Origin of the sequence: Pseudarthrobacter sp. AB1 (assembly GCF_014926485.1) — a bacterium.
In the GTDB taxonomy this organism is placed as follows: Bacteria; Actinomycetota; Actinomycetes; order Actinomycetales; family Micrococcaceae; genus Arthrobacter.
This window is the reverse complement of record NZ_PZKO01000055.1, coordinates 216490-228324: the sequence shown is the minus strand read 5'-3', so window position 1 is coordinate 228324 and position 11835 is coordinate 216490. Positions and strand designations below refer to the sequence as shown.

General features: G+C 63.7%; 11 protein-coding genes. 8 read left to right on the top strand and 3 right to left on the bottom strand.

Going from position 1 to position 11835, the window contains the following annotated elements; genetic code table 11:
• The first annotated feature begins 6 nt into the window (after nt 1-6).
• On the top strand, nt 7-879 hold the full coding sequence (locus DAD99_RS14830) for a site-specific DNA-methyltransferase (protein WP_193342128.1): 873 nt from the start codon (nt 7-9) through the stop codon (nt 877-879).
• Nucleotides 880-943: 64 nt separating this feature from the next.
• On the opposite strand, the gene DAD99_RS14825 is transcribed toward DAD99_RS14830, so the two are convergent.
• Nucleotides 944-1318: a hypothetical protein gene (locus DAD99_RS14825; RefSeq protein ID WP_193342127.1), complete on the bottom strand. Its 375-nt coding sequence runs from the start codon at nt 1316-1318 to the stop codon at nt 944-946.
• A gap of 119 nt (nt 1319-1437) precedes the next feature.
• Nucleotides 1438-2292 (bottom strand): PHP domain-containing protein, encoded by an 855-nt coding sequence (locus DAD99_RS14820; protein WP_193342126.1) that lies wholly within the window; start codon nt 2290-2292, stop codon nt 1438-1440.
• 82 nt (nt 2293-2374) lie between these two features.
• On the opposite strand from DAD99_RS14820, the gene DAD99_RS14815 reads away from it, so the two are divergent.
• The 4 genes from DAD99_RS14815 (at nt 2375) to DAD99_RS14800 (ending at nt 7474) form a co-directional block, all read left to right on the top strand.
• Nucleotides 2375-3973 (top strand): aminopeptidase P family protein, encoded by a 1599-nt coding sequence (locus DAD99_RS14815; protein ID WP_193342125.1) that lies wholly within the window; start codon nt 2375-2377, stop codon nt 3971-3973.
• Between the two features lie 202 nt (nt 3974-4175).
• The gene (locus DAD99_RS14810; RefSeq protein ID WP_193342256.1) at nt 4176-5540 is read left to right on the top strand and encodes an ABC transporter substrate-binding protein; all 1365 of its coding nucleotides are present in this window, start codon (nt 4176-4178) and stop codon (nt 5538-5540) included.
• Nucleotides 5541-5573: 33 nt separating this feature from the next.
• Complete coding sequence (locus DAD99_RS14805; RefSeq protein WP_193342124.1) at nt 5574-6560, top strand: carbohydrate ABC transporter permease; 987 nt, start codon at nt 5574-5576, stop codon at nt 6558-6560.
• Nucleotides 6561-6640: 80 nt separating this feature from the next.
• Entirely contained in the window at nt 6641-7474 is an 834-nt protein-coding gene (locus tag DAD99_RS14800; protein ID WP_227008080.1) for a carbohydrate ABC transporter permease, read from the top strand.
• A 110-nt stretch (nt 7475-7584) separates the two neighbouring features.
• Here the strand turns inward: DAD99_RS14800 and DAD99_RS14795 are convergent, their stop codons facing one another.
• Complete coding sequence (locus DAD99_RS14795) at nt 7585-8586, bottom strand: general stress protein (protein WP_227008040.1); 1002 nt, start codon at nt 8584-8586, stop codon at nt 7585-7587.
• 77 nt (nt 8587-8663) lie between these two features.
• Here DAD99_RS14795 and DAD99_RS14790 point away from each other — a divergent pair, with 77 nt between their 5' ends.
• From DAD99_RS14790 to DAD99_RS14780, 3 genes are read left to right on the top strand one after another with little or no spacing between them, the layout of a single operon-like run.
• Nucleotides 8664-9947 carry a magnesium transporter MgtE N-terminal domain-containing protein gene (locus tag DAD99_RS14790; protein WP_193342122.1) on the top strand — a complete coding sequence of 428 codons (1284 nt, stop codon included), beginning with the start codon at nt 8664-8666 and terminating at the stop codon, nt 9945-9947.
• Complete coding sequence (locus DAD99_RS14785) at nt 9940-10695, top strand: DUF1003 domain-containing protein (RefSeq protein ID WP_193342121.1); 756 nt, start codon at nt 9940-9942, stop codon at nt 10693-10695. The genes DAD99_RS14790 and DAD99_RS14785 overlap by 8 nt, the downstream gene beginning before the upstream one ends.
• A gap of 11 nt (nt 10696-10706) precedes the next feature.
• Complete coding sequence (locus DAD99_RS14780) at nt 10707-11834, top strand: Mrp/NBP35 family ATP-binding protein (protein WP_193342120.1); 1128 nt, start codon at nt 10707-10709, stop codon at nt 11832-11834.
• Nucleotide 11835 lies beyond the last annotated feature (1 nt).

The window sequence follows — 11835 nt, the reverse complement described above, 5'->3', positions numbered from 1 at the left end:
GCGTCGATGACTGACACCGTCTGGGCGCCGGACGGCAGCAACCTGGTGGTTCACGCGGACAACGCGGAGTTCCTCCCCTCGCTGCCGGACGGCGCCTTCACCTTGATTTACGTTGACCCGCCGTTCAACACCGGCAGGGTCCAGAAGCGCCAGGAAACGCGGATGGTGCTGAACACCGACGGGGATGGCGACCGCGTGGGCTTCAAGGGGCGTTCCTACGACACCATCAAGGGCGCCCTGCACCGGTACGATGACGCCTTCAGTGACTACTGGTCGTTCCTGGAACCCCGGCTCGTAGAAGCCTGGCGGCTGCTGGCAGACGACGGCACGCTCTACCTCCACCTGGACTACCGGGAAGTCCACTACGCGAAGGTAATGCTGGACGCCATCTTCGGCCGCGAGTGCTTCCTCAACGAGATCATTTGGGCCTACGATTACGGTGCCCGCGCCAAGTACCGCTGGCCCACCAAGCACGACAACATCCTCGTGTACGTCAAGAACCCGGCGAAATACCACTTCGACAACGCAGAGGTGGATCGCGAGCCCTACATGGCCCCCGGTCTGGTGACCCCGGCGAAGCGGGAGCTCGGAAAGCTGCCCACCGACGTCTGGTGGCACACCATCGTCTCCCCCACGGGCAAGGAAAAGACCGGCTACCCCACGCAGAAGCCCGAGGGCCTCATCCGCCGTGTGGTGTCGGCGTCAAGCCGGCCCGGGGACTGGTGCCTGGACTTCTTCGCCGGTTCCGGGACCCTTGGCGCCGTGGCGGCCAAACTTGACCGGAGGTTCGTGTGCGTGGACCAGAACCAGCCGGCCATCGATGTGATGGCCAAGCGGCTGGGTGCCAAGGCGACCTTTACGTCGTTCCCGCCACGTTAGCGAGCAGTAGGCGTGGTTCTGGGCCTCCTGAACCTCTGCTACCTGCTTCTCCGCCGATGGTCTTTTAGCAACCCCCCATCAGCTGGATGCCGTGGCCAGCCTGCCGATTGTCCAGGACGACACCCTTGGAGTCACAATGCGCGTTGACCAGCAGGGCATAACCGCTGCCATTCTGAAAGTTTCCCTTCTGGCCGATTGGCGCGGTTGGATCGAGCGCTTTGAGCGATCCCGGCGGTACAAAGACCCAAGCGTTCTCCGCCACGATGAAGGCCCAATTGCCCTTGATATACAACTCGAAGCCCGGGTACGGCTCGTGGAAGGTGGCGCCGGTGAGATTGGCCGGGCGGCTGACGTTACTACAGTCCAGCGCATTGGCGGCCACAGGGACGAACAACAGTGCTACGGTCAGACCGGCCGCGGCCAGGGACTTTTTGAACATGGATTTCCTCCGTCACTCGTTGGGCACTGCTTACGACGAGACACGCAATGGGCCTTCGCCGCACCCCAGTAAGCGCTAGAGTACTCAGCGTTGACTAATAGTCAATGAGCGCTCGTTAGCTACAGATCCGCGCGCACAACGGCGGTTCCCGTGCCCAATTCCTCTATCCTTGCGAGTACCTCCGGTGCAGTGAGATTCTCACCGAAAAGATTGGGTTTTCCAGTCCCGTGGTAATCCGAAGAGCCCGTGATCAGCAGTCCGTGCTTGGCGGCAAGGCCCCTGAGGAAATCGCGCCCCTCCTCCGGGTTGTCGCGATGGTCGATCTCCAGGCCCACCAGGCCGGCGTCGATCATGTCGCGGTACGTGCGCTCCTCCACGATCCGGCCACGGCCGGACGCAACGGGATGAGCGAACACGGGAACACCACCTGCGGCACGGACAAGTTCAACGGCGGTGGCCGGGTCCGGTGCGTAGTGCTGGACAAAGTAGCGCGAATGGGACGTCAGGATGGAGGTGAACGCCTCGGAGCGGTCCGAAACCACTCCTGCCGCCACCAGGGCATCAGCAATATGCGGCCGCCCCAGGGTGGCCCCGGGAGCCACATGGTGGATGACGTCGTCCCACGTGAGCGGGTAGTCCTCGGCAAGCAAGGTCACCATGCGTTCGGCCCGGGTGAGGCGAGCGACCTTGGCCTTGGTGATCTCTTCAAGCAGTCCCGGGTGGACAGGATCGTGCAGATAACTCAACAGATGAACGCTGATGCCCTGCCCGGTCCGGCAGGAAACCTCCATGCCAGGAACCAGCTCCACTCCGTTTTCCAGCGCCGCGAGGGACGCCTCGGCCCAGCCGTCGGTCGAGTCGTGATCGGTCAGTGCCACCACGTCCAGGCCCGCCCGGGCAGCCGAAGCCATCACTTGGGCAGGGGGTTCGGTGCCGTCCGAAACATTCGAGTGGGCATGCAGGTCAATCCTCACCTGCCCAGCCTAGTTGACCGCGCCCGCGCCGGTATTGGCTCCTTTGTCGCGCGTGCCCTGATGCTGGTGAGACGATGGTGCCGTGAACGATGCCGAAAACACCCTGAACTCTGCCTCCCAGCCCCTCGACGAGCGCGTCAACAACCGCTCTCAGCGGCCCAGTTCCGCCGCCTTCAAGGCCTTTATGGCCAGCAACTGGGCGCCTTCCGAGCAACAACTGCCGGCACTCGACGCCGTGGCCAACTATGCCGCAGCCCGGCGCAAGGCCATCTCGGAGAAGTTCAAAGGCGAACGCCTGGTCATCCCCGCCGGTCCGCTGAAGGTCCGCTCCAACGACTGCGACTACCGGTTCCGTCCGCATTCCGGCTTTGCGCATCTCACCGGCCTGGGCCTGGACCACGAACCGGACGCTGTCCTCATTATGGAACCTGCCGGTGAAGGAACGGGCGACGGCGGCAGTCACCACCGTGCCACGCTGTACTTCCGTCCGCTGGCCGGCAGGGATACAGAACAGTTCTACGCTGACTCCCGTTCCGGCGAGTTCTGGATCGGTGCACGGCCCACGCTTGCCGAGTTCGAAGCGCGCCTGGGCCTGCCCACGGCCCACATCGATGGACTTGAATCCGCGATCACCGAGAACGTGGGCGCCCCCGAGATCGGCGGCATCTCCATCCGGTTGGTCCGCAAGGTGGACGAGAACATCGACGCCCTGGTGGATACTGCCCGATACAACACTGCCAAAGACCCGGACAACCTGGACCTCGCTGTCCTGGATGCACTCGATGAAAAGCTTTCCGAAGCGCTGTCCGAACTCCGCCTCCTGAAGGATGAGTGGGAAATCGAACAGATGATGACTGCGGTAGCGGCGACCGTCGAGGGCTTTGTGGAAGTGGTCAAGGCCCTGCCCCGCGCCCTGACCCATGCCCGCGGCGAGCGCGTCGTCGAAGGCGCGTTCTTTGCCCGTGCCCGCGAGGTAGGCAACGAACTGGGCTACGACACCATCGCAGCCGCCGGCAACAATGCCACCGTCCTGCACTGGACGCGGAACACCGGCCGGATCAACGCCGGCGAGCTGCTGCTGCTGGACGCCGGCGTTGAAGCGGACTCGCTCTACACCGCCGACGTCACCCGGACGCTGCCGGTTAACGGCACGTTCACCGCCGTCCAGCGCAAGGTCTACGAGGCAGTCCTGGATGCTGCCGACGCCGGATTCGCCGCTGCCCGGCCAGGTGCGAGGTTCCGTGACATCCACACCGCCGCCACCACCGTGTTGGCGGAACGCCTCGCCGAGTGGGGGCTGCTCCCGGTGAGCGTCGAGGAAGCCATCAGCCCGGAAGGCCAGCAGCACAGACGCTGGATGCCCCACGGCACCAGTCACCACCTCGGCTTGGATGTCCACGACTGTGCCCAGGCAAAGCGGGAACTTTACCTCGACGGCATCCTTACGGAGGGCATGGTCTTCACTATCGAACCGGGCCTGTATTTCAAGAACGAGGACCTGGCCATCCCCGCTGAGTACCGCGGCATCGGAGTGCGGATCGAGGACGACATCCTGATGACCGCCGATGGTCCGGTGAACCTCAGCGCCGCGCTGCCCCGCAAGGCCGATGACATCCAGTCCTGGATGGCAGGCATCTACCAGGAGCTGGCCGGCGGGTTGCCAACCCGCGATATCGGCTAGAGAACGTACGTCCAGCGCATCTCCGCGGAGATGCGCTGGACGGTCATATCCCTTGGTGAAACTCTCATAACAGTTTTTGGCAATCGCTTGCCAAAAGTTGGCGTTGATGATTACGCTAGCCCCGGAGAAAGAAATCATAGACTGACTTTTAGTCTCGGGTCTCTGCCGCAATGTACGTCTTCAAAGGAGAAGTCTCATGGGTATGTCCAAACCGCGTCGCCTCGGCACTATCGCCGCCGCGGCAGTGTCCGTTCTTATGCTTGCCGCGTGCGGCGGCTCCGGCGGCTCGGGGGGCGCCACGTCCGGCGCACCGGGCGGCAAGGTGGACGGCACCGGAAAAACGCTTAACGTCCTGATGAACGTCACCGCACAGTACCCCCAGGAACAGCAGGCCTGGTTCAAGGAAATGAGCGCCAAGTTCAAGACGGAAACCGGAGCGGACATCCAGTGGGAGACCTTCGCAACCGCCAATGACGAGATGACCCGGATCCAGACGTCAGTCGTCTCGGGCCAGGGACCAGACGTCTACGGGCTCGGCACCACCTTCACCCCCACGGCGTACTCCACCGGTGCATTCGTGAAACTGGGCGACAACGAATGGGACCAGCTCGGCGGCAAGGACAAGTTCGTTCCCGCAGCGCTCGGCATCTCCGGTCCGGATGAGGCCAACCAGATCGGTATCCCCTTTGTGAGCCGGCCGTTCGTGATGGCCTACAACACCGAGCTGCTGGCAGCTGCCGGTATTGAAAAGCCTGCCACAACGTGGGATGAGTTCACCGAGCAGGCCAAGAAGCTCACCAATGGGGACCAGTACGGTGTCGCAATTGCCTACAAGGACAACTTCGATCCCTGGAAATACATCTGGGGCATGTCCATCCAGGCAGGCAACCCCCTGATTGACGGAAGCAAGGTCCGTCTCGATGACCCCATCACGAAGAAGGCCTACGAGACCTACTTCGGGTGGGTGACCAAGGACAAGGTAGTTGACCCCTCCTCCGTTGGTTGGGCCAACCCCCAGGCCCTGGCCGCCTTCGCGGCAGGAAAGGCAGCGTACTTCCCCATGACGTCGCCGCTGTCCATCCCCGCACTGGACGCCTCGGCAGTCAAAGGCAAATACAAATACGCCCTGATGCCCACTGTTCCCCCGGGGGCGACCTCCAACCCTTCCGACGGTAAACCTGCCGCCAGCATCCTCTCCGGCGACAACCTCGTGGTGGCTGACTATTCGAAGCAGAAGGACCTCGCCTTCGCGTTCATCAAGATGATCACCGACAAGGACGTCCAGCTCAACTACTTCAAGGTCTTCGGCCAGCTTCCCGCCAATCAGGAAGCCGCGAAAGAACTTGCAACCAACGAAGTCATTGCGCCGGCCCTTGAGTCCGGAGCCAAGTCTGTAGCCACCCCGTTCAGCGGCGCGTGGGGCGATGTCCAACTGTCGCTGACCAACGTGGTTGTCCAGTCCATTCCGGATCTTTCCTCCGGTGCAGTCAGTGATGCCAGCCTGTCCCAGCGGCTCAAGGACGAACAGGCCAAATCGCAGACCGCATTGGACCGGGCCAAGAAGTAAGACCGACCCACCAACTGCGGAAGGTTACGGAAAATGGCTAGCAGCGTTACCGAGCCCCGGCCATCAGACAGCAATCCGCTGGCCGGGGCGGACGCCGGACTTGGCGAAACGACACCCCCCGGGAAGCGACGCAAGGGGCTCAGCGAGAAGAACCGGCCCCTGTGGCTCCTGATCCCCGGCGGACTGCTGATGACCCTTGTCATCCTTGTCCCCTTGGCCATGGGCATCTGGATGTCCCTGATCGATCTGGATCAGTACACCCTTCGCCAATGGGTTAATGCCGAATTCATTGGCATCCAGAACTACATTGAAGCGGCCGTCAGCAGCGAGTTGCTCCGCTCCATCTGGCTCTCCGTTTCGTTCGCGGTGATTTCCACTGTGGTGACCGTCCCGCTGGGCGTCGCCGCCGCCGTCGTCACCCAGAACGCGTACCGTGGCCGCGCAATGGTGCGCTCTGTCTTCCTGATCCCCTATGTCCTGCCGTCATTTGTGGTGGCCAGCGTGTGGCGGACAATGCTGCAGCCGGATGGCATCGTGAACGTGACGCTGACCAACCTGGGAATGGACGGCGGGCTGTGGCTCAACGGGCCCAACGCATACTGGACACTGGTCTGGGTGGAAATCTGGGCGGCCTGGCCCTTCATCTACCTGCTGGCGCTGTCCGGCCTCCAGGCGGTGGACCACGAGGTCCACGAGGCATCGGCCCTGGACGGGGCACTGTGGTGGAACAAGCTGCGGTACGTGATCTTCCCCTACCTCAAAGGACCGGTTTCGCTCGCCTTCCTGCTGGCCACACTGAACCACATCAACAACTTCACTCTCCCCTATGTCCTGTTTGGTGCGCCGGCACCGTCCGATGTGAATGTGCTGCCGATCCTGGTTTACGTCACCAGCTTCCAGAGCTTCCGGTTTGGCCTCAGCGCCGCGATGGCGGTCGTTTCGCTGATACTCATTGCCATTCCGCTCTTCATCTACCTGCGCGCAGTCCGGCTTGATGTGCACGAAGGAGGAAAGAAATGACCATCGACGCGGCCAACCCGATCAAGCAGCAGAAGAAGCAGCCCATCCGGCGTGACGCAGCCCTGGAGGTTACACGCCTGATGCCGAGGCCGCTGCTTGCAACGCTCACGGTCCTGCTCTGCGCCGTGGTCCTCATCCCGATCGCGTATATCTTCCTGGCGTCGCTGAACACGGATGTGGGCGTCGCCAGCGGCGAGTTCTGGCCCAGCAGCTTCTCCTTGGACAGCTACACCAAGATCTGGGATTCCGTGGGGCTGGCGAAGGCCATCGGCAACAGCCTGATCGTTTCCGGCGCCACGGCAGTCGTCTCGGCCATCATGGCTATCGGCACGGCTTACGTGCTGGTCCGGTTTAAGTTCCGGGGGCGCCTGACCGTGCTGCGCGGGCTTCTGGGTCTCCAGTCCATTCCGGGAACCCTGATGCTCCTGCCCGTATTTGTGCTTTTCTCTTCCGCAGGCACCTACTTGGGTGTGACCGTCATCGGCACGCTCTGGGGCCTGTTTATCGCCTACCTGACGTTCGCGCTGCCGTTCTCAACCTGGGTGATGGTTACGTACCTCCGCGGCCTGCCGAGGGAATTGGAGGAAGCAGCACGCATCGATGGAGCCTCCAACCTCGGGATCCTTTTCCGGATCATCATTCCGCTCAGCTGGCCCGGAATCATCGTTTCGGCTATTTTCGCTTTCCTTCTGGGCTGGAATGACGTGCTGTTCGCGTCTGTGTTCACCCGGCCGGACACGCACACCGCCGCGGTTGCGCTGCAGGTCTTCGCGTCCGCCGTCGAGGGTGGAGCGATTCCGGTGTACTCGCAGATGATGGCGGCTTCGCTGGTCTGTGCCGTCCCTGTGGTGGTGCTGTACTTCATGTTCCAGAAGTACCTCGTTGGCGGCCTGACTGCCGGCAGCGTCAAGTAGGACGGCTTCACAAACAACTCCGCCCGGTGCAGCTGCACCGGGCGGAGTTGTTTGTTTACTGCCGGCATCGCTCCTCGGACCATGGATCACCAGGCCTCCGGGGGCGCGGCCTAAGGTGTGGATTCTCCGGAGTCCTTGGGGGCCTCAGCCTGGGACTGCGTCCGGGACTGTTCTGTGGGCCGCTGGCCTGTTCCGGGTTGTTCCGAACCGGGCTGTTCTGAGCCAGGCTGTTCTGAGCCAGGCTGTTCCGTGCCGGGCTGGCCTGTAGTGGCCTGGTCTGTGACACGGACTCCGTACTGGGGCCGGCCGTCAGGGAGGTCCGGGTAGCGGACGGCGGCCGCGGGAGCCTTCGCCGGCTGGGCCGCTGCCTCCGGCTGCTGCGCGCCCTGCTCCGGGCCGGCGGCGTGGCCTACACCTTGGGCTGCCCCCTGGCCCGGAGTACCAGCACCCTGCTGTCCGTAGGGGTCATTCCAGCCGGCAGGGCGCGCGGGTGCCGGACCGGACTGATTGCCGGGCTGGTCCTGCTGACCGGACTGCTGGCCCGTTTGGCCGTACTGCTGGTTCTGGTAGCCCTGCGGATTGTAGGGGGCCGCTGCTGCGTCCGAACGGTTCATGGGCAGTTGCTGGAGCAGCCGGCGCGCATCATGGGCGGCTTCCACCGACACCACAACGTCGTAGGTGGTGGCCACCACCTGGCTGGTGGAGGTGAAATCCCGCTTTCCGCGCTGCATGGCATACGTGACAATCCCGAACAGCATAAAGAAGGCAGCGCCCATCAGCACAGACGCCAGGATCGAGAAGTAGCCGGGCGAGGGTGCGAAGAACGAAAGCATAACGCCAACGAAAAGGCCGAACCACATGCCGCTGAGCGCCCCGGAGAGAGCTACCCGGGGGTAGCTGAGGCGGCCGGTCACCCGCTCAACCATCTTCAGTTCGTTGCCCACGATCGAAACCATGTGGACCGGGAACTGCTGGTCGGCGAGGTAATCCACCGCCTTCTGGGCATCCAAGTAGGAGGTGTACGAGCCCACGGTATCGCCGGTAGGCACCGTCCGGGCGTCGTCGGGCCCGCTGGGGCCACCGGCCTTGGGAGCACCAAAAATGTTTGACATACACCCATTCTTGCCCATCCGCATGTATGCCGCCTGTAGATTCAGCTAAAAGAGAGCAGACTCGGTAGCCTGTAGACGTGAGTACAAATCTTTCGCGCGTCTTCGTGGCCCGTCTGCTGGGTCTTGACGTCTTCGACCCTTTAGGCGACCGCCTGGGCAGGTTGCGCGATGTGGTGGTGCTCTCACGTGGCAGCCGCGGTGCCCCGCACGTGGTGGGCATCGTCGTCGAAGTTCCCGGCAAAAAGCGGGTCTTTGTACCGATGACACGCATTACCTCCATCGACCAGACACAGATCATCTGCACGGGACTGGTTAACCTCCGGCGCTTTGAACAGCGCGGCGCGGAGACGCTGGTGGTCGCGGAAATGTTCGACCGCCGCGTAACCCTCCGGGACGGCAGCGGCGACGCCACCATCGAGGACATCGCCATGGACCAGCACCGGTCCCGCGACTGGTTCGTGAGCAAGCTGTTCGTCCGCCGGGGCCACTCGCTGTCCCCGCTCAGCCGGCTGCGCCGGAACGAGACCATGATCATCGACTGGGCCGACGCCCTCCAGGGTGCCCGCACTGAACCGCAGGCAGCCACGCAGTTCGTCGCCAACCACGAGGACCTCAAACCCGCAGACTTTGCCGAAGCCCTGCAGGAAATGAGCGACAAACGCCGGTTCGAGGTGGCCAGCGAACTCCAGGACGAGAGGTTGGCTGACGTCCTGCAGGAGCTGCCCGAGGACGATCAGGTGGAAATCCTGTCCGCCCTTGACGTCCAGCGCGCAGCCGACGTCCTGGAGGAGATGGATCCCGACGACGCCGCCGACCTCCTCGGCGAACTGCCGACAGCACAGGCGGAGGAACTGCTCCAGCTCATGGAACCCGAAGGCGCCGACGACGTCAGGCGGCTCCTCGAATACGACGAGGACACCGCCGGTGGCCTGATGACGCCGGTTCCGGTGATCCTTCCCCCGGAGGCGACTGTCGCCGAAGCACTGGCCCACGTCCGCCGCGAGGAACTCTCCCCCGCCCTGGCCTCGTCCATTTTCATCACCCGGCCTCCGCTGGAAACTCCCACCGGACGCTTCCTCGGTGTGGTCCACATCCAGCAGCTCCTGCGTTTCCCACCCTTCGAGCCCTTGGGCAACCTGGTGGACAAGAACCTTGAACCGTTGTCCGATCAAGCCCACATCAGCGAAGTAGCCCGCACCCTGGCAACGTACAACCTGAACTCCCTTCCCGTGGTCAACGACGCCGGCCGGCTTGTAGGGGCGGTGACTGTTGATGACGTCTTGGATCATCTGTTACCCGATGACTGGCGCGCCCATGATGGCGAAGCCCCGATAAGAAAACTGGGAGGCCGCATTGGCTGACACCGGCGCCCCCAAGAATCCCAACAAGCAGGCCGCGGCCAAGGGCGGGCTCGACACACCCCTAAGCGGCCGCCAACGCATCCTGCCAAAATTCTCGCCGGATCCGGACGCGTTCGGCCACGCCACGGAAGGCTTCGCCCGGTTCATGGGCACGCCACAGTTCCTGGTCTACATGACGGTCTTCGTTGTCATCTGGCTGGTCTGGAACACGTGGGCACCGGAGGCGTGGCAGTTCGATTCGCGCATCCTCGGCTACACGCTCCTGACGCTCATGCTGTCGCTGCAGGCCTCGTACGCAGCTCCGCTGTTGCTGCTTGCCCAGAACCGGCAGGATGACCGGGACCGCGTCTCGCTCCAGCAGGACCGGCAGCGCGCCGAACGCAACCTGTCCGATACCGAGTACCTCACGCGGGAACTGGCCTCCCTGAGGATCGCCCTGCGCGAAGTTGCCACCCGCGACTACGTCCGGGCCGAACTGCGAACACTCCTCGAGGACATGCTGGAAGCCCAGGAGGAACTGCGGACCCATGATCACGCCGGAGCCGGCAGCCACGAGTCACCGCGCGAAAAGATCAAGGACAGGCTCAAGGAAAAGCGGGATAAGCAGCGGAATCCCCGCACGCAGCAGATTCCCAAGGTCAAATCCAGCCACGCCGCCAAAGAGCAGGCAGCCAAGGACCAGGCCCATAAGGAGTCATCCGTTCAGGACCCGGCCGTCCCGGAGCACCACCCCACCACCGAAAGCTGAGCCCTGCCCCTATGAGCCACCCCCTGGAGCAGGCAGTCAACGCTGCACTGGCCACCGTAATCGATCCCGAGCTTCGCCGTCCCATCACGGAGCTCGGCATGGTGGAGTCCGTGGACATCTCTGCGGACGGCCACGTCAGGCTGGCCGTCCTGCTGACAATCGCGGGCTGTCCCCTGCGCGGGACCATTACTGCCGACTCCGAAAAGGCGCTGTCCGCAGTGCCGGGCGTGACCGCCGTCGACGTTGAACTGAAGGTGATGAACCAGGCCCAGCGGGACGCCCTGAAGGAGCAGCTCCGCGGCGCCCCCGGCCAGCGCGGGATTCCGTTCAACGAGCCGGGGTCGCTGACCAAGGTATTTGCGGTGGCCAGCGGCAAAGGCGGTGTGGGCAAGTCATCGCTGACGGTCAACCTGGCCTGCGCCCTGGCCGCCCAGGGGCTACGGGTTGGCATTGTGGACGCCGATGTCCATGGATTCTCGGTTCCGGCCCTGATGGGCATCACGCAGGCGCCCACCCGGGTGGACGACATGATCCTGCCGCCGGTGGCCTACGGCGTGAAAGTGATTTCCATCGGCATGTTCGTGGCCGGAAACCAGCCGGTTGCCTGGCGTGGGCCGATGCTCCACCGGGCCCTGGAACAGTTCCTGACCGACGTCTACTTCGGCGACCTCGACGCCCTCTTCCTCGACCTGCCGCCCGGCACCGGCGACATTGCGATTTCGGTGGCCCAGCTGCTGCCGAAGGCGGAGATCCTGGTGGTCACCACGCCACAGGCCGCAGCTGCCGACGTCGCCGAGCGCGCCGGTGCCATCGCCACCCAGACAGGTCAGACGGTGGCCGGCGTCATCGAGAACATGTCATACCTGGAAATGCCCGACGGCGGAAGGATGGAGCTGTTTGGCAGCGGCGGCGGGGCGGTCCTCGCCGAAAGACTCACGACGACGGTGGGCACCGAGGTTCCGCTCTTGGGACAGATTCCGTTGGACATCCTGCTGCGGGAAGGCGGCGATGCGGGCGCCCCGATCGTGCTGGGCCGGCCGGAGACCCCGGCGGCCATTGCCCTGATCGAGATTGCGGGAAAACTTGCTGCCAGGCCCCGAGGCCTCACTGGGATGAACCTGGGCCTGCAGCCGCGCTAGC

Bases quoted from the DNA above. Each gene is read 5' to 3' on its own strand.
- DAD99_RS14795 (WP_227008040.1), bottom strand. From the start codon at position 8,586: ATGTCAAACATTTTTGGTGCTCCCAAGGCCGGTGGCCCCAGCGGGCCC.
- DAD99_RS14825 (WP_193342127.1), bottom strand. From the start codon at position 1,318: ATGTTCAAAAAGTCCCTGGCCGCGGCCGGTCTGACCGTAGCACTGTTG.
- DAD99_RS14800 (WP_227008080.1), top strand. From the start codon at position 6,641: ATGCCGAGGCCGCTGCTTGCAACGCTCACGGTCCTGCTCTGCGCCGTG.
- DAD99_RS14805 (WP_193342124.1), top strand. From the start codon at position 5,574: ATGGCTAGCAGCGTTACCGAGCCCCGGCCATCAGACAGCAATCCGCTG.
- DAD99_RS14810 (WP_193342256.1), top strand. From the start codon at position 4,176: ATGTCCAAACCGCGTCGCCTCGGCACTATCGCCGCCGCGGCAGTGTCC.
- DAD99_RS14830 (WP_193342128.1), top strand. From the start codon at position 7: ATGACTGACACCGTCTGGGCGCCGGACGGCAGCAACCTGGTGGTTCAC.
- DAD99_RS14780 (WP_193342120.1), top strand. From the start codon at position 10,707: ATGAGCCACCCCCTGGAGCAGGCAGTCAACGCTGCACTGGCCACCGTA.